Origin of the sequence: Paenibacillus sp. MSJ-34 (genome assembly GCF_018918005.1) — a bacterium.
GTDB lineage: Bacteria > Bacillota > Bacilli > Paenibacillales > Paenibacillaceae > MSJ-34.
On the sequence record NZ_JAHLPR010000007.1, the window covers coordinates 14,211 to 38,916 of the forward strand.

Sequence of the window (24,706 nt, forward strand, 5' to 3'; positions counted from 1 at the left end):
CAATAAAAAAAATGAATCCCCTAACTACTAGAGGATTCATGGAATATGCAAATGCAAATAGAAACTTCCGATGTCCCTCCAAGTCGAGTTTTGGCACTATACAACGTAAAGGCAACGTCGAGCGTTGTCTTAGCCACATTATGAAAAGCCTTAATCCGGCAATCCCTGTTCAACCCATGGGCATCTTTCGATATTTCTGGGCAGTGGCATCTGTTTGTATAGGAGCCTCACCTAACGAGGTAATTGGCAAATCATTTTATTATCTATAGCATCATACGACTCATGCCGATGAAATGTCAATACTTCTGGAGGAAAAAGATATAAATAATGGCAAACACTACTGAAGAACAACTTTGTCCCCTTCATTCAGCCCGCTGATCACTTCGGTTTTATCCGCCGTCTCCAATCCGATTTCAATAAATGTTTTCTCGAGTCCTTCCGGGGTCTGCTTCATAACATAGTACTTGTCGTTTTCCCGCTGCACGGCCAGCGTCGGCACGACGACGATATTCTCCTTATTGGCGATTTCAATCTCGCCCGTCAAGCTGAGGCCGGCGATCAAATTCTCGTTCGGCTGCAGATGAATATTCACTTCGAATTGCGCGGCTTGGCCGGAGCTTTGATCCGTTCCCGACTTGGCAAATTTGGAGACGCGTTCGACGCTGCCCTCAAGCGTAATATTTTTCAGCGCATTGATCTTCACCTTAACCGGCATGCCCGGCTTGATCTGAAATACGTCTTGTTCGCCGACGTACGTTATCAGTTGAAGTTTGCCTAAATCGACGATTTTGCCGAGCCGGTCGCTTTCCTTGACGGCCTGCGGAATTTTGCTGGAATCTTCGAATAGAAATATGCCGGCGTCCGGCGCGGCAAACTTCGATTGGCCGAGCTTCTTTTTCTTTTCCTCAATATCCGTTCGATTGATCTGTTCATTAACTTCGTTTAATTCGTTTACAATTTTGTTTTGTTCTTTTTCCACAAAATATTTTTTCGATTCGTATTCCGTCGTCAATGGCGGAGCTTCGTGTTCGCTCATGGCAGCCTGCAGCTCATTCAATCTTTTTTCCAGCTGCGCCTTTTTGGAATTCGCCTCCATCAATGCAATATCGTTGCTGAGCTTGGTGCCGTCGAGCTCGAACATGATATCGCCTTTTTTCAATTGCGTCCCGTCTTTCACATGCCATTTCACAACATCGCCGGAATATGGCGCATAGATGAAAGTTTCATTCAAGTAAGAGGATTTCCCTTTCACTTCGATCGTCTTGGACAAATTTTCGCGGGTGACATCGAACTGCAGCATCGTTTCCGCTCCCAAATCGACGGGCGCTGCCGCCGGAGGTTTACTGAGCCGATATAAAAAGAAACTGATAGCGATAATGACGATTCCGAGGACGCCCAGCCAAATTTTTTTCTTCAATGATTGTTCCCCCTAATCTCGTTTAATTGCCGTTAAAGCATCGGTCCGCGAAGCGCTGATGGCGGGATAAATGCCGGACAGCACGCCCGTCAGCACGGCGAAGAAGATGCCGACCCCTAAAATCCAGGTAGAAATAAAGATGAGCTCGGATGTGCCGCTGTCGACCGCGGACAACAGCCCGTTAATGCCCCAAACGACCCAATAGGACAGCAGGATGCCGACCATGCCGCCGAGCAAACCGAGCAGCGCGGATTCGACGATAAACATGTTGCGTATTTGGCGCAAATTGGCGCCCAGCACTTTCATCACGCCGATTTGTTTCCGCCTTTGATATGTGGACATTGTCATCGCAACGACGATCGAGATCGAAGCGATGAAGAGCACGAACAAGCCCACTCCCAACGCGACGGTGCGAATAACGGCGAATTGCTCGTTTAACCGGTCTTGCTGATGCAAATTGTTTTGGGTGTTTAATTTTAGTTTTTTTATTTTCTCATCCAATGCTTTGACATGTTTCGTGTCGTCCACTTTCACGACAACTCTTGCGTAAGAGTCGAACCGCTCCATGCCGGCATTCGATCCGGTCGATTCTTTCATTGCGTTTTGAATTTGCTCCGCCATTTCATGCGATATGTATGCTTCCTTCATATATGGGATCGAATCTTCCGGGACCCCGCTCGGCTTGTTAAGAACTCCCGTTACGCGCGCGGGCACTTCGATCACCTTCGGCTGGCCGCTGCCGGAAGGATTGCCTGTGATGAGCAGCTTGATTCCTTTCTGGTATAGAGGCGTCGGAACTTTGTCCAAACTGCGGTACATTTCCCGCAGCTGCTTATTGTCCGGATTCGCCTGCAACTGTTTGTTCCGGATTTCGTCGGTGCGTTCGTCGTACAGGCCTAACGTCGCTCCGTAGCTAAGCACGATCGTATTCGGTTGATCGGAATAATTGCCTTGTTTGAACTCCTTGTCGAAATAGGTTAACGTGTCAAGATCGGTTGCGATCAGATTGACGCGGCCGTTTTTCTGGTCGTCGACGACGAAAGGGAAGTACCCCAGATCTTTAAAAGTCGCAACCGCTTTGACATGCGGGAAGCTGCGAATCAAGTCGAGCTTTTGTTTCGTAACTTTCCCATAGTCGTCCGGGCTTTCGTTCGAAGGTTCGCCGGAATTTCCCTCCGAATTGTCCATGATCGTAATTTCATCGATCTTTAAAAAGGCGTTCACTTGTTCCTGCGCATACTTTTGCGACGATTCGCCGAGCGACAGCGCAACGATGATTGCGGAGGAACCGATGGCGATGCCGCAGGCGCACATGGCGGTGACGACTTTGCGCCGTTTCAGCTGATCCCAGCCGATGCGGAGGTAATCTCTAAGCCTCATGCGCTATTCCCTCCCCCCATTCGTCGTCTTCGATCAATTGCCCGTCGCGCAAATGGATGATGCGTTTCGTTCGAATGGCGACTTCGCGTTCATGCGTAACGATGACGAATGTAATATGTAATTTCTCGTTCAGGTCGATAAGAAGATCGATAATTTCTTTCTCCGTCTTCGTATCCAGGTTGCCTGTGGGCTCGTCCGCAAACACGATGGAAGGCATCGTGATGAGCGAACGCGCAATGCTGACCCGCTGCTGTTGTCCGCCGGACAATTGCGACGGGAACAGCTCGGTTTTGTCCTGCAGGCCGACTTGATGGAGCAGCTCGATGGCCTTCTCTTTGCGCTCGCTAGGACGCATCCCCTGAAAGACGAGCGGCAGCTCCACGTTTTCGCGCACCGTCATATGCGATATAAGCTCATAGGCTTGGAATATAAATCCGATGTTCGTACGCCGGTATTCGGCCAGTTTGTTTTCGCTCATTTTCTCGATCGGCTGGCCGTTGATGATGATTTGTCCTTCCGTCGGTTTCATTAACCCGGCCATCAGGTTGAGCAATGTCGATTTGCCGGAGCCGGAACTGCCGAGCAATGCCACCATCTCCCCCTTTTCTACGGTAAAATTAATGTTTTTCAGTACGGGCGTATCTTCGCTGCCGTTGCGAAAAACATGCGAAAGATCATGTACGTGCAGCACGACAAATCCTCCCCTCTAAAAGTTTTGTGAAGCGATGCTTCTTCGATTGCCTGCGCAACAAAACTTGCTTCGAAAGCATGGGCTCTGTTTTGTGAAGCGATGCTTCTTCGATTGCCTGCGCAACAAAACTTGCCTGTGCACAAATCATGGAACCCGAACGCAACTAGCCCTTGCACAATTACTTAGACGATCATGATTCGGTTTTCACTTCAATTTTGTCGAAAAAAAATGAATGGAGGGGGATTTTCGCAAGGAGGGTTGTATGTTGTATGAAATACAATATTTGAGCGGGAAAAAGTGCAGGAGCCTAGTACCATGTTGCATCTCGTACAACAAAAACGCAAGCGGAAGGGCGAAACGCTCCGTTTGAGCGCCGCTATGTTGCAAATTTTACAGCATAGTTTGCGTAGCGAGGTAGAAAAATGGAGATATGTTGTATATTATACAAGATCAATCCCGGTTCTTATGTTCTCAATCAAACAAACCTGAGGGTGAGCCTCAGGTTCGGCGGCATGTTCGTTTAAGAAGAGGGCTTTGCTTTCAAGCCTTGCTGCAGCGCGTCGATTAGCTGATTTTGCGTGTTCGTATCAATTTGTTTCCATATCGTTTCAAATAAGACGCCAAGTCCCGGCAGCGCGCGTTCGTCTTGACCGATCGAATCCTCGATAATTTCGCGCAAATCTTCATTGGACTGGCCTTCGACCTTCTTCACGATCGCTTCCCGCAAACTCATAACTACTGCCATGATGAACGACCTCCGTGTTATAATGTTTTCCGTATTTAGCGTTCCCCAGATGGCTGTAATGGATTCAATGGATTCGTTTCGGCGCAGCATTCCGCACGTTTAATCGGGAAAGCTTTATGATATAATAGACGCAATATGTATTCTGAGCGGAGAGGGGTCGGAATCCTTTTGAGCAAAAAACAATTCGCGATTATCGGGATGGGCCGTTTCGGTTCGAGCGTTGCCCGTTCTTTGAATCAAATGGGGTATGAAGTGCTTGCGATCGATTCCAGCGAGCAAAAGACGCAAGAAGTGGTCAATTTCGTCACTCATGCGGTTTCGGCCGATTCGACGGACGAAGAGGCGCTCAAAGCGCTCGGGATCCGCAATTTTGACGTCGTTGTCGTTGCCATTGGACAAGACATTCAATCCAGCATTTTGACGACTTTGATTCTGAAAGATCTCGGCGTGCCGAAAATTATCGTCAAAGCGCAAAACGAACTGCACGGGAAAGTGCTGAACAAAATCGGCGCCGACAAAGTGATCTACCCGGAGCGGGACATGGGATTGCGCGTCGCCCATCATTTAATATCGCCGAACATTCTCGATTATATCGATTTATCCGACGACTACAGCATCGTCGAGATGAAAGCGGCGAAGCAAATGATCGGCAAAAATTTGATGCAGCTCAACATTCGGGCCAAATTCGGCTGCAACGTCATGGCGATCAAAAGCCATGGAACGATGAATATTTCGCCGTATGCGGAAGATATGATCAAGCAGGACGATGTGCTCGTTATCGTCGGCCGCAACCAAGACTTGCAGAAGATGGAAGTCGCTTACGCGGAGGAATAAGCGGCATCGCGGCATGAGGCAATGTATCGGCCGGCGATTCTTTACAGAAGTATACAATTAGGAGTTCATTATGGAAATAACGTCGAATCAAAATCCTCGCGTCAAACTATGGGCGCAACTTCTAAACAAAAAACATCGGGACAAACAGCGCAAATTTTTGATCGAAGGGATTCATCTCGTGCAAGAAGCGCTGGCCGCGAATACAGACATCGAGTGCATCGTATATTCGATCGAGCAAGGGCTGCCTGCCGAAATCGAACGCTCCGCCCGCGACCGCCTTAACGTCGAATGGATCGGAACGACGGACGCGATTATTGCCAAATGCAGCGATACATTAACGCCTCAGCCTATATTCGCTGTCATACGAAAAGGCTCCTCCCATGCGGATGAGTTGTTGAACCGCAAGCAAGCGCTTGTCGTGGCGGTCGACGGCGTGCAGGATCCCGGCAATTTGGGAACGATCATCCGCAGCGCCGATGCGGTGGGCGCCGACGGCGTCGTGATCGGCAAAGGAAGCGTCGACTTATACAATCCGAAGACGATTCGCGCCACGATGGGCTCGATCTTCCATCTGCCGATCGTCGAGGGCGACTTGGCGGAGCTGCTGCCCCTAGCGAAGGAGCGCGGCGTTCACATCGTCAGTACAAGCCTTCAGGCGGAGCGGCACTGCTACTCCTACGATTTCAACCAAAGCACATGGCTGCTTGTCGGCAATGAAGCGAAAGGGGTATCCGCCGCGGCATCCGCCTGGATCGACGACGCGATCATTATTCCGATGCATGGGGAGGCGGAATCGCTTAACGTTGCCATGGCAACATCGGTGCTGCTGTATGAAGCGCTCCGGCAGCGGCATTACGGCGAGAGGTAAGGGGAGCGGGGCGTGCAGCATTTTTAACGGAAGTGGAAGACCTTTTAGCGGAAAAAAACAAACTTTTCGGATTCTAACGGAACTCAGCGCTCTTATTTATTGTTTCTCTAGCGAAAAATGAGCGAATGACCGCAAATAAGGTTCCTCATTTCCGTTACATTTTGAAAAGCCGCGATTTTACTCAAATAAGGTCCCTTGGATCCGTTAGCCGTACAATACTAGATTAAAACTAAGAGACGAAATTCACGATTCGGTGTTCTTCGTCTCTTAATTTTTTTTACAAAAAACGAATCCTAACGAGGAAATATTGTTTCTTTAGCGAATTAATTCAATATTTTGGTATTGCCTTTCCCTATATTCAGACAGATTCCGAACTGTAGTCATACGATTGACATTGAAGTGTAGCGAATGGAGAGGGGATAAGCTCATGCATTTGAGGCAGGCTGATTTAATTGATTTCGCTTTCAATCATGCATCGATTGGAATGGCAATTGTATCTTTGGAAGGACGCTTTATCCAGGTAAACCGGGCGCTTTGCGAATTGATCGGCTACAATGAACGGGAGCTGCTGTCGATGAATTTTATGTCGATCATCCAGCATGACGATGCGGAGGAACATCGAGAGTGCTTCAATCAATTGGCATGCCGGGAAGTAGAAGCGTTTCACACCGAGAAGCGCTGCGTTCATAAGCAAGGGCAAATGGTTTGGTGCATGATTGTCACATCGTTAGTCTTCAACGAGAAAGGAGAACCGATATTTTTATTCGCCCAGTTCCATGATATTACGGCGAATAAACTGACTGAACTGGCACAGAAGGAAGTCGCGGCGGTATTAAAGGAAAAGGAAGAGTCCTTGCGCATTTTGATGGAAGAACTGCCGCTGGCGGTGCTCATTACGCAAAACGGCGTATGCAAGTATTTAAACGCCGCCGCGCTCGAATTGATTGAAGCCGACAGCGCAGAACGCTACTTAGGCACGTCTACGAACGAAATCGTCGATCCTTGCGATCACGAAAAGTTGCACGAACGGAGAAGAAAGTATCGCCATGGCGAGAAAATGGGAAGCGTCAAATATAAGGTCAATTGTTACAACGGCGATACGAAGTATGTGGAAGGCATTTCGATTCCGGCCACCTATTGCGGCGAACGTGCGGTAATCGGCGTATTTCAAGATATTACGGAACGGAAAAAGGAAGAAGAGCGGATGCTTCATTCGGAGAAGCTGTCGATATGCGGGCAACTGGCCGCCGGCGTGGCGCATGAAATTCGCAACCCGTTAACGTCAATCAACGGATTCATTAAATTAATGCGCACTTTGAAGCATGAGAAGGACCAGTATTATGACATCATCGAAGCGGAACTGAAAAGCATAGAAATTATTTGCAATGAATTGCTCTTGTTAGCGAAACCTAGCGTAATGACGAGAACGAAAACCGATATCGTACGGGTGCTGGAGCAGGTGATCGCTTTGATGAGCGTACAAGCGACGCTGAAAAACTGCGCGATCGTTGCCGCCTATCCGCAAGAAGCGATATGGCTAAGCTGCGATCCGAATCAAATCAAGCAAGTATTTCTCAACATTATTAAAAACGCCATTGAAGCGATGCATGGAGGCGGAAATATACATATCGACCTCACTATTCACGGGGAATACGCACATATATCGATACAAGACGAAGGATGCGGCATTCCTCCGGACAAGCTGCAAATGCTCGGTCAACCTTTTTATACGACGAAAGAATCGGGAACGGGATTAGGTTTAATGGTCAGTTACAACATTATTGACAATCATGGCGGCAGCATGTCGGTGGAGAGTGTGCCGGACCAAGGAACGACGTTTACAATCAGTTTGCCGATCATGGAATCTGCAGATTTATACTGAGCCCGGCATGGCGGAAGTCCCTGAATATCAGCTTCATTCAGGGATTTTTTGCGCTCCGATCATTGCTCTGCGTTCTCGCACAAAAAAGTGTTGCTTAATTTTCTATTTCATTATAATCTAAAGGTAAAGCGCTTAACCCAATACTAGTAATAAAATTAATGGAAATAGAATAAAGTATATAGATAAGCGCTTAACCTATGTGGAGGTGATGTTGCATGAGCAAGTTGCGATTGACGATGGCGCAGGCATTGCTCAAGTTTTTGGATTGCCAGTACGTTTCCGTCGACGGCGTAGAAACGAAGTTTGTACAAGGCGTGATGGGCATTTTCGGTCACGGCAATGTGACAGGCATCGGGGAAGCTTTGGAGCGCAGCCCGGGCGAACTGACGTACATACAGGGCAAGAACGAACAAGGAATGGTTCATGCTGCAACCGCTTACGCCAAACAAAAGAATCGCAAACAAATTTTCGCCTGTACGTCTTCGATCGGACCGGGCGCTTTAAATATGGTGACGGCGGCGGCGACCGCTACCGTAAACCGTATTCCGGTACTGCTGCTTCCGGGGGACCATTTCGCGGACAGGCAGCCCGATCCGGTGCTGCAGCAGCTGGAAGCAAGCGGAGATTACACGATGTCGACGACGGATTGCTTCAAGCCTGTCAGCAAATATTGGGACCGGATCGTCCGGCCGGAACAGCTGATGTCGGCGGCCGTTCAAGCGATGCGCGTCTTGACGGACCCGGCCGAGACGGGCGCGGTCACTTTGGCGCTGCCGCAAGACGTGCAAGCGGAAGCTTACGATTACCCGGCATCGTTCTTTGCCAAGAGAGTCCATTACATCGACCGCCGTCCCCCTGCGGCTAATACCGTCAAGCGCGCAGCGGAACTGATGTCGGGCAGGAAAAGACCGCTTATTATCGCCGGCGGCGGCGTGCTGTATTCGGAAGCGGAGCAGGAATTGCTGCGGTTTGCGGAAACTTTTCATATTCCGGTCGCCGAAACGCAAGCGGGGAAAAGCGCGATCTCATGGAAGCATCCGCTGAGCGTCGGCGGCGTGGGGGTGACCGGCACGCTGGCGGCAAATAAGCTGGCGAAGGAGGCGGACCTCATCATCGGCGTTGGAACGCGCTATTCGGATTTTACGACTTCATCCAAATCGGCATTCGAGCACCGGGATGTCCGGTTTCTCAACATCAATGTAAACGGCATGGATGCCGCGAAATTAAACGGCGTTTCCCTTCTCGCCGATGCGAGGGAAGGATTGCGGGCGCTTCGGGAAGCCTTGGCTGACTCTGGGTACCGCAGCGGCTACGCCGACGGGGAAATCGCCGCCCTGCAAGCGAAATGGAATGCCGAAGTCGACCGTTTGCACCTGCTTGAAAACGATCAAGGGCTAACGCAAACCCGGGCGCTGGGCGTCATGAACGGGACGATCGGTTCTTCCGCCGTCGTCGTCTGCGCGGCCGGCAGCTTGCCGGGCGATTTGCATCGGATATGGAGAAGCGAGGAACCGAAAACGTATCATATGGAATATGGATTTTCCTGCATGGGTTACGAGGTGTCCGGAGCTTTCGGCGCCGCGATGGCGGAACCTGACCGGGAGGTGTACGCCCTTGTAGGAGACGGCAGCTACTTGATGCTGCATTCGGAAATGGTGACAAGCTTGCAGGAAGGCATAAAATTTACGGTTTTATTATTCAATAATCACGGTTTTCAATGTATCCATAATTTGCAGAGAGGTCATGGAAGCGACGGCTTCGGCAACGAATTCCGTTATCGGGAAGCGGATACAAACCGGTTGACGGGATCTTATATGCCAATTGACTATGCCGCCCATGCTCGCAGCTTGGGAGCGAAGACGTATCAAGCCGGGACGGCGGAAGAGCTCAGGGAAGCTTTGCAACGGGCGAAGGAAGAAACGGTTACCGTACTCATTGAAATCTCGGTTTTGCCGGGGACGAATACGGACGGTTACGAATCTTGGTGGAACGTTGGCGTGCCGGAAGTGTCGGCAAGCGAGAAAGTCGTTGCCGAGCATGCGAAAAGGCGGCGGCGGATCGAGCGTATCAACTTATATTAGAAAGGAAGGGGACCGAATATGAGACGGAAATTATTCCGCATCGGCGCGCATCCGATTAATTGGGTCGGCGAGGATGTGAAGGAGCATGGCGAACATACGACTTACGAACAAATTCTCGACGATATGCAATCGCTCGGATTGCTTGGAACGGAAATGGGTCGCAAATATCCGCAAGATGCCGCTCTACTGCGGCAAGAGCTCGATAAACGCGGCATGCGGCTCGTCTCCCAATGGAAGTCGGTGCTGTTCTCCGATCCGTCCTGCCGCCGGGAGGAGCTGGAGAGCTATCGCCGTCATGCGCAATTTCTGCATGAGATGGGTTGCAAAGTGATCAGCACTTGCGAGAGCGGCGGTTCGCCCCAGTTCGATCCCCGAACATCGCCGGGACAGATAGGGGTGATTCGGCTGGACGAAGCGGGTTGGAAGAGCCTTGCCGAAGGATTGAACGCCGCCGGAGCGATCGCAAGCGAATATGGGATGAAGCTGACTTACCATCACCACGGAGGCACGGTCGTCGAGCGTCCCGAGGAAATCGACCGGCTGATGGAGATGACCGACCCCGAGCTCGTCAGCTTGTTGTACGATACGGGACACGCGTATTTCGGGGGCGCCGACCCGCTTGCGGTTCTGTGCAAGCATTACGATCGCATCGCATACGTCCACCTCAAGGACGTTCGCAAAGGGGTATTAACGCAGGCGCGGGAAGAAGAGGCGGATTTCATCGAATGCATCAAGCGGGGCGTATTTACGCTGCCCGGAACGGGCGATCTCGATTTCCGGCCGATTGTCGGGGAACTGCTTCAGCGCGGCTACGACGGATGGGCGATGCTGGAGGGAGAACAAGATCCGGCGAAGCATCCTCCGCATGAGTATGCCCGGACATCGCTCAACTATTTGAACAAGATTATTTCGGAAAAGGCAGGTGCGTAAACGTGGAACGGTATATCGAGTTTCCGGCGGACAGTACGTATGATTTCACGGCGATCGGCAGGTTATGCATCGATTTGAACGCGAACGAGATCAATCGACCGATGGAAGAAACGATGACTTTTACCAAATATGTCGGCGGTTCCCCCGCGAATATTGCGATCGGCATGTCGCGGTTTGGCATGAAGACGGCTTTTATCGGCAAAATCGCGGACGACCAAATGGGGCGCTTTATTCGCGGCTATTTGGAGCAAAACCGGATTCATACCGGCAATGTCGTTACCGATCGTACCGGAGCGGTGACGGGACTCGCCTTTACGGAAATTAAAAGCCCGACCGATTGCAGCATTTTAATGTACCGGGACAATGCGGCCGACCTGCTGCTGACTGCGGGAGAAGTGCAGGAAGAGCTCATTGCCGGATCGAAGGTGCTGCTCATTTCCGGAACGGCGCTGGCGCAAAGCCCGTCGCGGGAAGCGGTGCTTCAATCGCTGCAATACGCCCAAAAACACGGAACGATCGTCGCATTCGATCTGGATTATCGCCCTTACACTTGGAAATCGGATGAGGAGACGGCAGTTTACTATAACTTGGCGGCGGAGAAATGCGATATCATTCTCGGCACCCGCGAAGAGTTCGATATGATGGAGCGGTTCGGCGGCAATCCGGAGCGGGACGACCGGGTGACGGCGTCCAACTGGTTCGGGCATCGCGCGAAAATCGTCGTCGTTAAACACGGCAAGGAGGGGTCGATCGCTTATACGGGCGACGGCATCGGCCATCGCGCCCAAAGCTTTCCGGCCAAAGTGGTGAAGACATTCGGCGCGGGCGATTCCTATGCGGCCGGATTTCTGTACGGCATCATGCAGGGCTGGACGCTTACGGCATGCATGGAATTCGGCAGCGCAGCGGCCTGCATCGTCATTTCGAGCCATAGCTGTTCGGACGCCATGCCGACGGCCGCGCAAGTTCATGCATATATCGAACGCTGCAAAGCCGGCGAAATCGAAGTGCAATAGCAGCCAATTTTGATCAAAAAGGAGATATGACACGATGGCGACAATATTGAAAAATTGGATCGGCGGCGAATGGACGGATTCGTCGTCCGTACGTCTCGAGCCAGTCTATAATCCGGCCACGGAGGAGATTCTCGCGCAAGTTCCGCTCTCCACACAGACCGATGTGGATGCGGCGGTGCGGAAAGCCGGGGAAGCGTTCGCAACCTGGAGCCGCACGCCGGTACCCCGCCGCGCGCGCATTATGTTCGCGTATCAGCAGCTTCTTGTCCAGCATTGGGAAGAGCTTGCGAAGTTGATTACGAAAGAAAACGGAAAAAGCTATAACGAAGCTTACGGCGAGGTGTTGCGCGGGATCGAATGCGTCGAGTTTGCCGCGGGCGCGCCCTCGCTTATGATGGGCAAACAGTTGCCGGATATCGCCACGAACTTGGAATCGGGCATGTTCCGCTATCCGATCGGCGTTGTCGGGGGCATTACCCCTTTCAATTTCCCGATGATGGTGCCATGCTGGATGTTCCCGCTCGCGATCGCTTGCGGCAACGCGTTCGTGCTGAAGCCGTCCGAACGGACGCCGCTGCTCGCCAACCGATTGGCGGAACTGATGCACGAAGCGGGACTTCCCGCGGGCGTACTGAACGTCGTGCATGGCGCTCATGATGTCGTTAACGGCATATTGGAGCACCCGGACGTGAAAGCCGTCTCTTTCGTCGGATCCCAGCCTGTCGCCGAATACGTCTATAAAACGGCCTCCTCCCACGGCAAACGGGTGCAGGCTTTGGCCGGCGCCAAAAACCATACGATCGTCATGCCGGATGCGGATCTCGACCTGGCCGTCAAGGAAATCGCAAACGCCGCTTTCGGTTCCGCCGGGGAACGCTGCATGGCATGCTCCGTCGTCGTAGCGGTCGGGGAGATCGGCGATGAACTCGTAAACAGGCTGGTTCAGGCCGCAGACCGGATTACGATCGGAAACGGTCTCGACGAGGGTGTGTTCCTCGGACCGGTTATTCGGGATTCCCATAAAGAACGGACCGTGAAATACATCGAAATCGGAGAGAAGGAAGGCGCTTTGCTCGTTCGCGACGGGCGCAAAGATTCGGCGTCGTCCGGCGAGGGCTATTTTGTCGGGCCGACGATTTTCGACGGCGTGCGGTGCGGGATGAAAATTTGGGAAGATGAAATTTTCGCCCCTGTCTTATCCGTCGTCAGAGCGGATACGCTCGAGGAGGCGATCGAGCTGGCGAATCGGTCGGAGTTCGCCAACGGAGCATGCTTGTTCACCACGAGCGGCAGCCATGCCCGCCAGTTCCGCGAGCAAATCGATGCAGGCATGCTCGGGGTCAACCTTGGCGTACCCGCACCAATGGCGTTCTTCCCGTTCTCCGGCTGGAAAAAGTCGTTTTACGGCGATTTGCACGCGAACGGCATGGACGGGGTTGAATTTTACACGAGAAAGAAAATGGTGACGGCAAGATGGTAATCCGTAGAGAGGATGCGTGTCTATGAAAAAAATAACGATCGGCATCATCGGCGCGGGCAGAATCGGGAAGATTCATGCTGACAATATGGCGAGGCTTCCGAATGTCGAAATTGCGGCGATCAGCGATCTGTTCGCGGGTCCCGAACTCGAAGCTTGGGCGGCGGAACGGGGGATTGGGCTGGTAACAAAGAACAGCGGGGATATTATCGCCCATCCCGACATCGATGCCGTATTCATTTGCTCTTCGACCGATACGCATGTACCGCTGATCAAACAAGCGGCGCAAGCGGGAAAACATATTTTCTGCGAGAAGCCGGTCAGCATGGATCTCGCCCAGACGAGAGAAGGGGTCGCCGCGGCGGCGGAGGCGGGCGTCAAACTGCAAATCGGCTTCAACCGGCGCTTCGATCATAACTTCAAACGGGTGCGGGAGCATGTGCAAGCGGGGACGATCGGCCGGCCGCATCTGATCAAAATTACGTCGCGCGATCCGAGTCCGCCGGGTGAAAGCTACATTCGGGTGTCCGGCGGCCTGTTTATGGATATGGCGATTCACGATTTCGACATGGCCCGGTATTTGGCGGGCAGCGAAGTGGAGGAAGTATACGCGCAAGGCAATGTGCTCGTCGACCCGGTGTTCGCCAAGTACGGCGACATTGATACCGCCGTAATTACGCTTCGCTTCGAGAACGGGGCGCTCGGCGTCATCGACAACAGCCGCAAGGCGGCGTACGGATACGACCAGCGGGCGGAAGTATTCGGGTCGAAAGGAAGCGTCGCCGTCGCCAACGATTATCCCAACAGCGCAGTCGTCAGCTGCGCGGATGGAACGTATTCCGACAAGCCGCTGCATTTCTTCCTGGAACGCTACAATCAAGCGTACGTCGACGAGACGCGGCTCTTCGTCGAATGCTTGCTTGACGGCGGGCCGCTCGTGGTTGACGGCCATGACGCCTTGCAGGCGGAAAGCATCGCCTTGGCAGCGAAACTGTCTTTACGCTTGCGGCGTCCGGTCCGGCTGGATGAGTTAGACGAACTCGGCAATAAGGAATAGGAGTGAGGAGAATGTCCAATTTGATTGTAAAACCGGTGCCGCCAGGATACGGCGATTCCCGAGTCCTTGCCGTCACCCCGGAAGGCGCGCAATGGAACTATGTCGGATTTGAGGTTCACCGCATCGCTGCGGGCGGTTCCTTGCACAGCGATACCGGGGGGCGGGAAGCATGCCTTGTGTTGCTCAGCGGCAAGGCGAATGCGAGCACGTCGGAACGATCGTGGCATGATATTGGGCAGCGGATGAGCGTATTCGAGCAAATTCCTCCGTATTCCGTGTATGTGCCAAGCGGTGACAGATATGAAATCGAGGCGCTTACGGATGTAGAAGTTGCGGTTTGCAGCGCGCCGGGCCAAGGAAATCATAAAGCGAGGCTGATCGCCCCGGAGCATGTCGGCGTCGAGGTGCGCGGCAGCGGCAATATGCAGCGGCATATTCACAATATTTTGCCGGAACAGGAGCCGGCCGACAGCCTGCTCGTCGTGGAGGTATTTACGCCGGGCGGCCATTGGTCCAGCTATCCGCCCCATAAGCATGACCGCGACGCGTTGCCCGACGAGTCGTTGCTGGAAGAAACGTATTATTTCAAAATTAAGCCCGAGCAAGGGTTTGCGGTGCAGCGAGTTTATACCGACGACCGTTCGCTCGACGAGACGCTCGCCGTGCGGGACGGCGAAGCGGTGCTGGTGCCCCGCGGATACCATCCCGTGTCCGCGCCTCCCGGTTACGACGCATATTATTTAAATGTCATGGCAGGCCCTGTCCGCATCTGGAAGTTCCAAAACGATCCGGATCATGCTTGGCTAATGAACCATCCGTCTTCGCATAAATAGGGAACATATTGCATCAGGCGCAGAAAATACGCATAATGGGGTAAGGGGATGAGAGCGCATGAATCCATCCCCGTTTTTTATCCATGTCGGTAATAATCAATGAGTCGGGGATGTTCATGAAAGCTACCATATACGATGTTGCCAAAGAAGCCGGCGTTTCCATCGCGACCGTATCCAATGCGATCAACGGCAAAGGCAAAATAAGCAAAAAAAGACGGGAAGAAATATTCAAAGTAATGGAACGGCTGCAATACAAACCGAGCGTGATTGCTTCGGCCTTAATGGGAAAAAGAACCTTTACCCTCGGTTTGCTCATTCCGGACGTATCCAATCCGTTTTTTGCGGAAATCGCCAGAGCGATCGAGGACGAAGCCCATCAATCGGGGTACAGTCTCATCATTTGCAGTACGGACAATAAAGACGAAAAAGTCGAGCGTTATCTCAAGCTGTTGGAACAAAAAAGCGTGGACGGCATCATTATCGGCACAGGCATCGAAAATATCGAATTATTGAAGCAATTGCAGGAGAAATCGATACCGATCGCGATGATCGCCCGGGAGGTCGAATCGTTGACCGCGCATACCGTCGTGACGGACGATTTTCTCGGCGGAACGCTTGCGGCCCGTCACTTGCTTGAGCTCGGACATCTTCGTCTTTCCGTACTGACGGAAAGTTTGAAGGTAAGCAGCAGCCGCGAACGGATCAGAGGTTTTACGTTCGCTTTATTCGAAGCCGGCATCGCGCTGAACGAAGAGAGCATCGTCACTTGCGATCATACGATCGAAGATGCCAAGCTGGGGGCCAAACGTCTGCTGCGTCAAGCGGAACGGCCGACCGCCATCTTCTGCAGCAACGACATCCTTGCCGTCGGGGCTCTGCAAGCCGCCAAGGAAGAAGGATTGCGCGTTCCCGAAGACGTATCCGTGATCGGGTTTGACAACACGATTCTGTCTTCCGTCACCGATCCGGCGCTGACGACGGTCGCTCAGCCGATGGACCGGATGGCCAAGCTCGTGTTCAACCTGTTGACCGGCCATTTGGAGAACAAGCCGGATACGGCGATGCAGCGGATCGTATTGCGTCCCGAATTAATCGTGCGCCAATCGACGGCGGAAGCAAAGGACTAGTTGCCGTTAGTACATGAATTTTCAGGATATCTATTAAATTATGAGATGAAACTCAAACTTCGATTCCGAGAAGCTGGGAAGTTTGAGTTTATCATTTTCATTGCCGTTTTCTTCGATCCGCTTACACCTTATATCTCATTCTTGTCGTTTTAAGGTCATGCCCTAGAAAATGATCTACATATTGCTTTTCAATTCTAAACCCCTTTTTTTGATAGAACGACATTCCTATAGCATTGTCTGTTTCAACATCACATACGATCTCAGTGCCAACTTTACATTCCCCAATCATTTTTTCGAATAATTGAGTACCAATCCCTTTACGTTGAAACAAAGGGTCAATATAAAATGCCGATAGTTCCACCAAATCATTTTTCGTAACAAAATAATTAATAAATCCTACGATTTTATTTTCGCAAATAGCAAGAAAAAATAAGGTGTTATCCATTCTGTTACTCAACATTTCATTTGAATAAGCATGGTCTAAAAAAGACTGTTGCACTTCAGGCGGAATGATTGACCTATATGTACTTTCCCAAGCAGTTACAGCGATGTTTCTAATGGCTTGGATATCTTCTATAGTTGCCTTTCTAATTTGCATCTTAAACACGCTCCTATGTAAGTAAAACACCTTCCACGAAGGTCATAAAATCTAAAGATTCTGTCAATATTTCGTTAGCGGCAGTTTCCATAAACAAGTATATTCTACTCATATTCTAATCATGGAAGGGAGTAGAACGATGTTTGCGATGACGAAAAGCGGAAAATCGATTTTTGTAAGCGCTTTGCTGGCCTTGGCTATGGCCTTGGCCCCTTCGGCCGGCAACGATATGATGGCCGCCGCCAAACCGGCGGAACGGCCGGTCGATCTCGGCGTGCTGTTTATCGGAGCCCATCCCGACGACGAGGCGGGCAGCTTGTCGACCTTCGGACAATGGAACGAATATGAAGGCATTCGTACAGGCGTCATTACCGTCACGAGAGGAGAAGGAGGAGGCAACGCGGCGGGACCGGAAGAAGGAGCCACTCTGGGCATTATACGGGAAAAGGAAGAGCGCAACGCAGTGGGGAAAGCAGGCATCGAGCATATTTACAACCTGGATAAACTGGATTTCTACTACACGGTCAGCGCTCCGCTGACGGAGGAAATGTGGGGTCACGACGATTCTTTGGAAAAGACGGTCCGTATCGTGCGCATGACGCGCCCGGAATTGATCGTTACGATGAATCCTTCGCCGACGCCCGGCAATCACGGCAACCACCAGTATGCGGCCCGATTGGCGGTCGAAGCGTTCTATGCCGCCGCCGATCCGGACGTCTTCCCCGAACAGATCGAGCAGGAAGGGCTGCAGCCTTGGCGGGCGAGTAAAATAGTGATGCGGTATGCCGCCGGAGCGGGACAGCTTGGAGAGCGTTGCGAGTCGTCGTTTGCGCCGACCGAGCCGACGGATGCGGTATACGGCGTATGGAACGGACGCCATTCGGAAAAGCATGGCAAAACATGGGGCCAAGTGGAGCGGGATGCGCAGCGCGAGTATGTGACCCAAGGCTGGTCGGTCTTCCCTGACGTGGCTTCCGACCCGCAGCAATTAGGTTGCGATCAATTTACGGAAATCGACAGCCGCGTGCCCGGTTTGGAAGGCGGGACGGATTCCGCGGCGATCTTGGCCGGGGCGCTGAAGCAAGCGGAAGGCGGTTTGCCGCTCGGCTCCGAATTGTATTTGACGACCGATGCATTCCAACTTGTGCGCGGCCAATCGTTTACCGTAACGGTCCATGCGCGGAACGGCGGAAAGCAGACGCTTCGCGATGCCGAAATCCGTTTGGAATTGCCGGACGGATGGAAAGCGGAGGGTCAGGGTGCGATCGCCAAGCTGGAACCGAATCAACCGGTTTCCGCCGCATTTACGGTAACGGTGCCGGACAATGCGGAGTTGAAACGCGTGCGGCTGAACGCCCGCTTGACGACAGGAAATATGAAAGGCTTTGCAAGCCGGGTCGTCAACGTTTCCCCGGAAGTGGCGGGTACGCTCCAGCCTTTGCCGCAAGTGAAGCAATTCCGGAACTGGGCGCAGCAAGTCGGCGTACCGCAGCTCGATAATTTGATCAAGCCGGTGCTTGCTCTCGGCGTCGGCGAGATGCGCACGGTGGAAGTCGATGTGACGAATTACAGCGATCGCAAGCAGAACGGCACAGTAACGCTGCAACTGCCTGCAGGTTTCCGGGCGGAGCCGGCGGTGCGGTCGTATTCCAATTTGCAGCCGGGAGCTACCGGCAAAGTGACATTTCAAGTGAAAAACACGAATTCCAACTTGAAAACGTCCAATGAGGGCGGAGAGAAGGGAGATTATAACTTTACCGTTCAGACGACAAGCATTGGCGGAAGCAGTACGCAGGCGGCCGCTCTGAATCTCGTGCCTGTAGCGGAGATCGCGAAGGCGAATGCCGCGCCGCGCGTCGACGGCGTGGAATCTCCAGGGGAATATCCCGGCGTCGCGTTAGACTTAAGCCGGGTGTGGGAAGGCGATGCCCCGGAATCGACGGCGGACGCCTCCGGCAGCGCGAAAGTGAGTTGGTATGACGATGCGCTCTATTTCGTCATTCACGTCAAGGACGATGTGCTGGGCGCCGTCCTGCCGCCGGATGACGCCAAGCGTCATTGGCGCACCGATTCCGTCGAAATCGCCATCGATCCGCGCGGCGATTCGGAGAATACGTCCACGACGTTCAAAGTGGGCATTTTCCCGGTCACGGACGATGCGCAGCATGGCAATCCCGCAGCGGCGTACCGCGACGCCGATCATAAGCAAGGGCCGATTGCCGAGACGGCTCCGGGCATGGTCGTCAAATCCAAGGTAAGCGAGCCGTATGCCGGTTATACGATCGAGGCGAAAATTCCGTTCGCCGAGTTGCCGGCGCCGATCGATCCGCAGCGGATGGGCTTGAATATTTTCATCTACGATTCCGACACGCAAGACAAAACCGGCCAAACGCGTCTCGGCTGGTCGACATGGGGCGGCGTGCAAGGCGATCCGTACCGCTGGGGCCAAGTGTCGCTATCCGGCTACGACCGGGCGAAAGACGCCGCCGTTGACGTCGGGCGCAGCGTAGCTTCGCCGCAGTCGATCATCCAATCGTTAGCGGACGGCGTTCCGCTCGCCGGCGGACGCGATGCCGGCAAGGTCGTTCAATTCCAATCGAAGCCGGTTTGGCAGGACGGTTCGATTGCCGTCGAGTTGAAAGCCGACGCAGCGGGCGAAGCCCATCTGTTCGTCTGGGCAGGCGGCGAAGCGCTGGCTTATCGATCCGTTCCGCTTGCGCCGGGCAAACCGGAGAAGCTGCTCCTGCCGGTTGCGAAGGACCGGGCCGACCGCGCGCGGCAAGACGCGATCGTGTTAGCGGCGTTTGAAACCGAGACCGGCGCAACGGCGGCTTTATCGGAAGCTGTGAAGAAGAAGTAGCAAGCAGAGGCGGTATCATGTTGATGCCGCCTCAGTTTCGTTCCGTTCATACGCAATGAAGCAGTGCATGGATCGAATCCTCCGAATTTGTTTGAGTTTCATACTCAAATCGCGATTTGAGACCTGCTCCTGCAATGGCGTTGCATTGAGGAAATTGCTATCCGGACCGTACGGCCGTTATTTTGTGTCAAACTTGCTTTTTCGCTGTTTAGGCGGACAGTGGTTCGTTATCCGTTCGTCGGAGGGCTTATTTTTACGTTTTTGCCGCGAATAGAGGATCGTATGTCCGCAAAAGGTCCGAAATCGGGCCGTTTGTCACAATTAGCGTCTCCTGTGTCCGCGAACTTGGGGAGCAGGGCGGTAGATGAAATGTGAAGGAATAGCACCGTAATCCACACAGTTGTCTCAATATTTGCTGAAAAAAGTTAATGCAACGCCAGTGCTGATCCTGCTCAGGTATGCGAAAAATCGTACAAAACAAGCGGCTCACACTTCCAATCCATCGACTTAGTTTGAAATTTCATACATACGCGCCGATTTGAGCCCTATTCCCGCAAAGGTGTACGAATAATCGTACGAAACGAGCCGCGCACGCTGCGAATCCGTCGACTTAGTTCGAAATTTCATATACAAAACGCGATCTGGGCCCTGATTCTGTAGTTGTAGACGAAAAATCATACACAAAAGAGCGGCGCATGCATCGACCCGTTGCTTTTGTTCGAACGTTCGGGGCGGAACCGCTAAGCGGAAAAATAAAAAAGCTTCCGTTTGCAGGAAGCCTTATTTCATTTCCTTGGCCAAGAAGCCAGCGATTTCTTCGCGTCGCTACGCAACCCTCGAATTCGATGCTCGACGTCAATATTTTTTGAGATTGTAAAAAATTTTGGGCAGCTTGCGGTATTTATTCGGACTGATGCCGATCATTTTCTTAAACATCCAATGAAAATGCGTGACATTGTTGAAGCCGACCTGGTACGCAATTTCCGTGACCTGCGTATCGGTATAGAGCAGCATTTCCTTAGCGTGCCAAATTCGTTTGAACGAAATGAACTCCACGATCGAAAAGCCGGTGTTATGCTTGAATTCCCGGCTTAAGTAAGACGGATTTACCCGAAGCTGGGAAGACAGCTTGGATAAGTTGATATCTTCGTTATAGCACCGATTAATATATTCCATTGCGTTCTGGACGACCGGCTTCAAGTGAACGCCGTTCCAGCATTCAATCTGGTTATAGCGCTTGTTCCGGCCGTACTCCCGCTTCAATTCCAGCAGCAGCCATTGCAGGAGGGAGCCGACCGTGCGCAGCGAGAATCCTTCCTTGCGGTCGTATTCCTCCATCATCAGATCGAAACACCACCGCAGCTTCGGCTGCAGCGTCGGATCCACTTTCAGTTGATGCGAGAAGTCGTCCGTCCGTTCGTAGAATAGCGCTAGCGGATCGACCCCGTCGTCCAACTGTATCAAATTGGCAAGCGACGGATCGAACATGATGATCATCGCTTCAAACGGCTCTTGATTGATCAATTGGCTTTTATGCAATTCGTGATTGCCGATGACGAACAGATCGCCGGGCTCGAAAACGTATACTTTATTTTCGATATAATATTTGCCTCTGCCCGATACGACATAGAAAATTTCGAGCGGTTCATGCCATTCGAACGGCATGCGCCACTCGCCTTCATTGCGATTGATAAAAATTTGGAAATCGTAGAAGCTGCGAAACGTTTGCAGCGATTCGGGAAGTCTGTTCATAATATCAATCACTCCTTCGGGTAGATCAACCTTTTAACGCGCCGCTTGTCAATCCTTGAATCACCTGTTTTTGCAATAGAATAAAAATAATGACGATCGGAATGACGCTGACGACAATCGCCGCGAACATCGCCGCGAAGTCGGCGTTAAATTGCGATTTGAACAAACTGATGCCTACCTGTAAGGTACGTACTTTCTGGTCGCTGGTCAATAGCAGGGCGTATAGAAATTCATTCCAGCACAATAGAAACTGAAAAATGGCGGCCGTAGCCATGCCGGGACGAATTAACGGAATCAGAATGCGTCCGTAGGTATAGTAAAAGCCTGCGCCGTCCATATAAGCGGATTCCATAATTTCTTTCGGCACGGAGCGGACGAATCCGTATACGAGCAACAACGTTAACGGAAAGCCCATCGCGGTATAGGTCGTAATCAGCGCCCATTTCGAATTCAGCAAATCAAACTGGCCCGCAATCAGATAATACGGCACCATTAACGAATTGACGGGAAGGAAAATACCGGCCGTCATCGCGACATACACCGATACGGTCCACTTCTTGCCTTGGCTGACCGCATAAGCGGCCATCGTCGCGAACAGCAAACAGAAGCCGACGGATAACAGGCTGACGAATACCGAATTCAGAAACAGCTGCCCGAGCTGCCCTACGACGTAAGCTTTGCGGTAGTTGGCGAAATGCCACTCTTCCGGCAAGGAAAAAGGCGAACTCATCAATTCCGCGTTGCTTTTGAGCGAACCGATCAAGATCCAAAGAATGGGGAGCATCGTGACGCAAAAAAAGAACAGAATGACGAGATAGGCCGGAAGCTTGGCGACACTGTTTTTCCAATTCATACCGATCCCCCTTTACAGATCTTTCTCACGGAACGCCAGACGCACGGCAAGCACCATGGCGGCGCCGATCGCAATCAGCATGACGGCAAGCGTGTTCGCGTATCCGTATTGATAGGAAACCATCTTATTATATATGTGCAGCGAAAGAACCATCGTCTGGTTGATCGGCCCGCCGTTCGTCAGCAGAAACGGCGCCTCGAAATTTTTGAGCGTATCGGTTAACGACAGCAGGACGGCAATCGAGAGCGCAGGCTTGAGCAAAGGAAGCGTAATATGCCATTCCTGCTTCAGGACGCTCGCGCCGTCGATTTGCGCCGATTCGTATAAGGACGGGTCAATCGTTGAAATAAACGACATGAAGATAATCATGAAAAACCCGATATAGAAAATCCATTGGCCGATCAGCGCCGGAAAAGCGGTATGCAGTTCGCCGAGCCAGTTACGCTGCCAGGAGCCTAGCCCGAGAAACTGGAGCAATTCGTTCAGCAGCCCGAACTCCCCGTTGTAAATAAATTGCCAGAGCATCGCCAGCGCCAGGGTGGAGATGAGATTGGGTATAAAAAATACGGTCCGGAAAAATTTCCACCCCGCTATTTTGCGCGATAAAATCATCGCGACGATCATCGCCATCGGAATATGGATGAAGACGGCGGCGGCGCCCCATGCAAGCGTATTCAACAATGATTTGTGAAATACGCTGTCCTCGAGCAACCTTCCATAATTATCCAATCCGACGAATTCCATCGGCGTGATCGAATCCCACTTCATCAAGCTCGTATAGGCCAAAAATCCGATCGGGTATATAAAATAAATAAGGAAGACTACAACGGCAGGGATTAAAAATAAAATAACGCCTATTCGATGTTGATTTTTCATATGTTCGGACCTCTCTAATCAAAGGTTCTGACGGCATCTCCGCGGCGATGGGCCGCGTAAACGCCGTCATATTTGCCACAAACCCTTTATTCCATGCTCGCCTTTTTCAACATTTCGACAAACTGTTCGGCCGTGAATTGGCCGAGAACCAAACCGGAAAGCGCTGTCGGAAATTCGATTTTGACAGCCGAACCGGTCATCCCTTCAAAGTAATCGTACGTTTGCGGAGCCGCGTTTAGTTTGCTTAATATCTCTTGAGAAATCGCATCGACCTGATCGTCCTGCTCGATTTGATAGTTGGTCGATTCGAATATTTCCCCGCTTTCCAGAAAAATTTTCTTGGCGTTATCCGGATGGGTGAAAAATTCGATAAACTTGGCCGTATATTCGGCCCGCTGCGCATCGTCCTGCTTCTTGCCGGCCATCGTCCAACCGATTCCCGAGATGAGGGCCCCTTGTTTGCCGGTCCCGTCCTTCGCGCTAGGGGAAGTGCCGACGCCCATTTTAGCCGCAAGAGCTTCGCCGCCCTTTTCCAAAAATTCGGAGATCATCCACGGTCCGTTGACGATCATGGCCGCTTTCTCATTCAAATAATGGCTGGCGTATTGCTGATAGGTCGCTCCCACGGCGTCCTTCGGAGAGTAAGCGAATAACTGCTTGAGCATCTCCGCCGCCTGCACGTACGCAGGATCGTCCAACCCTTTCTCCAATACATCGGAACCGCCGATGCTGGATACAAGATACGAATACAAGAGCATCGCCGACCAAGCGTTCTCGCCGGTTCCCATCGCAAACGCGTAGATGTCGTTTTTCTTCAACGCTTCGGCCGCATCGATCATCTCGTCCCAAGTTTGCGGAAATTGCCGAATGCCCGCCTGCTCGAACAGCGATTTATTGTAGAAGATCGGCGTCACCATCTGATCGAGCGGAATGGCCAGAATTTGATCGTTGAACCGCCCCGTTGCGAGGACGTCTTCCTTCAAATTGCCTTTCCATTCGTCGCTCATATACGGCGCAAGATCCAACAGCTTTCCGGAACTGTAATAGCGCTCCGACTCAACAGGATTATAATAGAAAGTAAAAATGTCGGGCAAGCTGTTCGTCGCCAAGTTCGTTTTCATTTTATCCTGGTATACGTCGTCGTCCGGGATCGCGTCGATGGATACTTTCGCTTTTCCTTCGTATTGGGCATTGAAACCGTTCACAATTTGCTGCACGATATCCGCCTTGCCGTCCTCTCCGACCCAATGGGTCGAGAAGACGAGTTCGACGAGTTTATCCGGCGAGCCGCCCTCTCCCGGCTCGGAGGAGCTTTGCGCGCCTCCCGCGCCGCATGCTTGCAGGAGGAGAGAGGCCGCGCACACTACCGCCAACACTAGAATGGAAGCTTTTCTTTTGACCTTCATGGAAATCCCCCTCTAAAAATGGT

At 52.1% G+C, this 24,706-nt stretch carries 20 protein-coding genes and 1 riboswitch; of the genes, 11 read left to right on the plus strand and 9 right to left on the minus strand.

The features are described 5' to 3' along the window. Positions 1–69: 69 nt before the first annotated feature. Positions 70–246: riboswitch (M-box (ykoK) riboswitch) on the minus strand. A 91-nt stretch (positions 247–337) separates the two neighbouring features. The 4 genes from KQI79_RS05010 to sspI all read right to left on the minus strand — a co-directional run bounded on the left by KQI79_RS05010 (position 338) and on the right by sspI (position 4,233). After that, positions 338–1,417: an efflux RND transporter periplasmic adaptor subunit gene (locus KQI79_RS05010; RefSeq protein WP_216537123.1), complete on the minus strand. Its 1,080-nt coding sequence runs from the start codon at positions 1,415–1,417 to the stop codon at positions 338–340. Positions 1,418–1,429: 12 nt separating this feature from the next. Then, a complete protein-coding gene (locus tag KQI79_RS05015; RefSeq protein WP_216537124.1) occupies positions 1,430–2,797 on the minus strand; it encodes an ABC transporter permease in 1,368 nt (455 codons plus the stop codon). Further along, on the minus strand, positions 2,787–3,488 hold the full coding sequence (locus KQI79_RS05020; protein WP_216537125.1) for an ABC transporter ATP-binding protein: 702 nt from the start codon (positions 3,486–3,488) through the stop codon (positions 2,787–2,789). The genes KQI79_RS05015 and KQI79_RS05020 overlap by 11 nt, the downstream gene beginning before the upstream one ends. Before the next feature lie 520 nt (positions 3,489–4,008). Continuing rightward, on the minus strand, positions 4,009–4,233 hold the full coding sequence (gene sspI, locus KQI79_RS05025) for a small acid-soluble spore protein SspI (protein ID WP_216537126.1): 225 nt from the start codon (positions 4,231–4,233) through the stop codon (positions 4,009–4,011). A 135-nt stretch (positions 4,234–4,368) separates the two neighbouring features. Here sspI and KQI79_RS05030 point away from each other — a divergent pair, with 135 nt between their 5' ends. The 10 genes from KQI79_RS05030 to KQI79_RS05075 all read left to right on the plus strand — a co-directional run bounded on the left by KQI79_RS05030 (position 4,369) and on the right by KQI79_RS05075 (position 16,338). Continuing rightward, positions 4,369–5,067 (plus strand): potassium channel family protein, encoded by a 699-nt coding sequence (locus tag KQI79_RS05030; RefSeq protein ID WP_216537127.1) that lies wholly within the window; start codon positions 4,369–4,371, stop codon positions 5,065–5,067. 70 nt (positions 5,068–5,137) lie between these two features. Beyond that, positions 5,138–5,935 (plus strand): TrmH family RNA methyltransferase, encoded by a 798-nt coding sequence (locus KQI79_RS05035; RefSeq protein ID WP_216537128.1) that lies wholly within the window; start codon positions 5,138–5,140, stop codon positions 5,933–5,935. Between the two features lie 427 nt (positions 5,936–6,362). Beyond that, positions 6,363–7,817, plus strand: a complete 1,455-nt coding sequence (locus tag KQI79_RS05040) for a PAS domain S-box protein (protein WP_216537129.1) — start codon at positions 6,363–6,365, stop codon at positions 7,815–7,817. A gap of 215 nt (positions 7,818–8,032) precedes the next feature. Further along, positions 8,033–9,898 carry a 3D-(3,5/4)-trihydroxycyclohexane-1,2-dione acylhydrolase (decyclizing) gene (iolD, locus tag KQI79_RS05045; protein WP_216537130.1) on the plus strand — a complete coding sequence of 622 codons (1,866 nt, stop codon included), beginning with the start codon at positions 8,033–8,035 and terminating at the stop codon, positions 9,896–9,898. Positions 9,899–9,916: 18 nt separating this feature from the next. Continuing rightward, positions 9,917–10,828, plus strand: a complete 912-nt coding sequence (gene iolE / locus KQI79_RS05050) for a myo-inosose-2 dehydratase (RefSeq protein ID WP_216537131.1) — start codon at positions 9,917–9,919, stop codon at positions 10,826–10,828. 2 nt (positions 10,829–10,830) lie between these two features. Then, positions 10,831–11,844 carry a 5-dehydro-2-deoxygluconokinase gene (gene iolC / locus KQI79_RS05055; RefSeq protein WP_230190988.1) on the plus strand — a complete coding sequence of 338 codons (1,014 nt, stop codon included), beginning with the start codon at positions 10,831–10,833 and terminating at the stop codon, positions 11,842–11,844. 34 nt (positions 11,845–11,878) lie between these two features. Then, positions 11,879–13,324, plus strand: coding sequence for a CoA-acylating methylmalonate-semialdehyde dehydrogenase (locus KQI79_RS05060; RefSeq protein ID WP_216537132.1), 1,446 nt, complete (start codon positions 11,879–11,881; stop codon positions 13,322–13,324). 22 nt (positions 13,325–13,346) lie between these two features. Continuing rightward, positions 13,347–14,378 (plus strand): inositol 2-dehydrogenase, encoded by a 1,032-nt coding sequence (gene iolG, locus KQI79_RS05065; protein ID WP_216537133.1) that lies wholly within the window; start codon positions 13,347–13,349, stop codon positions 14,376–14,378. 11 nt (positions 14,379–14,389) lie between these two features. After that, positions 14,390–15,211, plus strand: a complete 822-nt coding sequence (gene iolB / locus KQI79_RS05070) for a 5-deoxy-glucuronate isomerase (protein ID WP_216537134.1) — start codon at positions 14,390–14,392, stop codon at positions 15,209–15,211. 116 nt (positions 15,212–15,327) lie between these two features. Beyond that, on the plus strand, positions 15,328–16,338 hold the full coding sequence (locus tag KQI79_RS05075) for a LacI family DNA-binding transcriptional regulator (protein ID WP_216537135.1): 1,011 nt from the start codon (positions 15,328–15,330) through the stop codon (positions 16,336–16,338). Positions 16,339–16,459: 121 nt separating this feature from the next. On the opposite strand, the gene KQI79_RS05080 is transcribed toward KQI79_RS05075, so the two are convergent. Next, complete coding sequence (locus KQI79_RS05080; protein ID WP_216537136.1) at positions 16,460–16,936, minus strand: GNAT family N-acetyltransferase; 477 nt, start codon at positions 16,934–16,936, stop codon at positions 16,460–16,462. A gap of 139 nt (positions 16,937–17,075) precedes the next feature. On the opposite strand from KQI79_RS05080, the gene KQI79_RS05085 reads away from it, so the two are divergent. Beyond that, the gene (locus KQI79_RS05085) at positions 17,076–19,796 is read left to right on the plus strand and encodes a sugar-binding protein (RefSeq protein WP_216537137.1); all 2,721 of its coding nucleotides are present in this window, start codon (positions 17,076–17,078) and stop codon (positions 19,794–19,796) included. An 855-nt stretch (positions 19,797–20,651) separates the two neighbouring features. On the opposite strand, the gene KQI79_RS05090 is transcribed toward KQI79_RS05085, so the two are convergent. The 4 genes from KQI79_RS05090 to KQI79_RS05105 all read right to left on the minus strand — a co-directional run bounded on the left by KQI79_RS05090 (position 20,652) and on the right by KQI79_RS05105 (position 24,683). Further along, positions 20,652–21,548, minus strand: a complete 897-nt coding sequence (locus KQI79_RS05090; protein WP_216537138.1) for an AraC family transcriptional regulator — start codon at positions 21,546–21,548, stop codon at positions 20,652–20,654. A 25-nt stretch (positions 21,549–21,573) separates the two neighbouring features. Next, the gene (locus KQI79_RS05095) at positions 21,574–22,401 is read right to left on the minus strand and encodes a carbohydrate ABC transporter permease (protein ID WP_216537139.1); all 828 of its coding nucleotides are present in this window, start codon (positions 22,399–22,401) and stop codon (positions 21,574–21,576) included. Positions 22,402–22,413: 12 nt separating this feature from the next. After that, positions 22,414–23,277, minus strand: a complete 864-nt coding sequence (locus tag KQI79_RS05100) for a carbohydrate ABC transporter permease (RefSeq protein ID WP_216537140.1) — start codon at positions 23,275–23,277, stop codon at positions 22,414–22,416. 86 nt (positions 23,278–23,363) lie between these two features. Next, positions 23,364–24,683: an ABC transporter substrate-binding protein gene (locus tag KQI79_RS05105; protein ID WP_216537141.1), complete on the minus strand. Its 1,320-nt coding sequence runs from the start codon at positions 24,681–24,683 to the stop codon at positions 23,364–23,366. Positions 24,684–24,706 lie beyond the last annotated feature (23 nt).

Bases quoted from the DNA above. Each gene is read 5' to 3' on its own strand.
- KQI79_RS05015 (WP_216537124.1), bottom strand. From the start codon at position 2,797: ATGAGGCTTAGAGATTACCTCCGCATCGGCTGGGATCAGCTGAAACGG.
- sspI (WP_216537126.1), bottom strand. From the start codon at position 4,233: ATGGCAGTAGTTATGAGTTTGCGGGAAGCGATCGTGAAGAAGGTCGAA.
- KQI79_RS05030 (WP_216537127.1), top strand. From the start codon at position 4,369: ATGTATTCTGAGCGGAGAGGGGTCGGAATCCTTTTGAGCAAAAAACAA.
- KQI79_RS05035 (WP_216537128.1), top strand. From the start codon at position 5,138: ATGGAAATAACGTCGAATCAAAATCCTCGCGTCAAACTATGGGCGCAA.
- KQI79_RS05040 (WP_216537129.1), top strand. From the start codon at position 6,363: ATGCATTTGAGGCAGGCTGATTTAATTGATTTCGCTTTCAATCATGCA.
- iolD (WP_216537130.1), top strand. From the start codon at position 8,033: ATGAGCAAGTTGCGATTGACGATGGCGCAGGCATTGCTCAAGTTTTTG.
- iolE (WP_216537131.1), top strand. From the start codon at position 9,917: ATGAGACGGAAATTATTCCGCATCGGCGCGCATCCGATTAATTGGGTC.
- KQI79_RS05060 (WP_216537132.1), top strand. From the start codon at position 11,879: ATGGCGACAATATTGAAAAATTGGATCGGCGGCGAATGGACGGATTCG.
- iolG (WP_216537133.1), top strand. From the start codon at position 13,347: ATGAAAAAAATAACGATCGGCATCATCGGCGCGGGCAGAATCGGGAAG.
- iolB (WP_216537134.1), top strand. From the start codon at position 14,390: ATGTCCAATTTGATTGTAAAACCGGTGCCGCCAGGATACGGCGATTCC.
- KQI79_RS05075 (WP_216537135.1), top strand. From the start codon at position 15,328: ATGAAAGCTACCATATACGATGTTGCCAAAGAAGCCGGCGTTTCCATC.
- KQI79_RS05080 (WP_216537136.1), bottom strand. From the start codon at position 16,936: ATGCAAATTAGAAAGGCAACTATAGAAGATATCCAAGCCATTAGAAAC.
- KQI79_RS05085 (WP_216537137.1), top strand. From the start codon at position 17,076: ATGTTTGCGATGACGAAAAGCGGAAAATCGATTTTTGTAAGCGCTTTG.
- KQI79_RS05090 (WP_216537138.1), bottom strand. From the start codon at position 21,548: ATGAACAGACTTCCCGAATCGCTGCAAACGTTTCGCAGCTTCTACGAT.
- KQI79_RS05095 (WP_216537139.1), bottom strand. From the start codon at position 22,401: ATGAATTGGAAAAACAGTGTCGCCAAGCTTCCGGCCTATCTCGTCATT.
- KQI79_RS05100 (WP_216537140.1), bottom strand. From the start codon at position 23,277: ATGAAAAATCAACATCGAATAGGCGTTATTTTATTTTTAATCCCTGCC.
- KQI79_RS05105 (WP_216537141.1), bottom strand. From the start codon at position 24,683: ATGAAGGTCAAAAGAAAAGCTTCCATTCTAGTGTTGGCGGTAGTGTGC.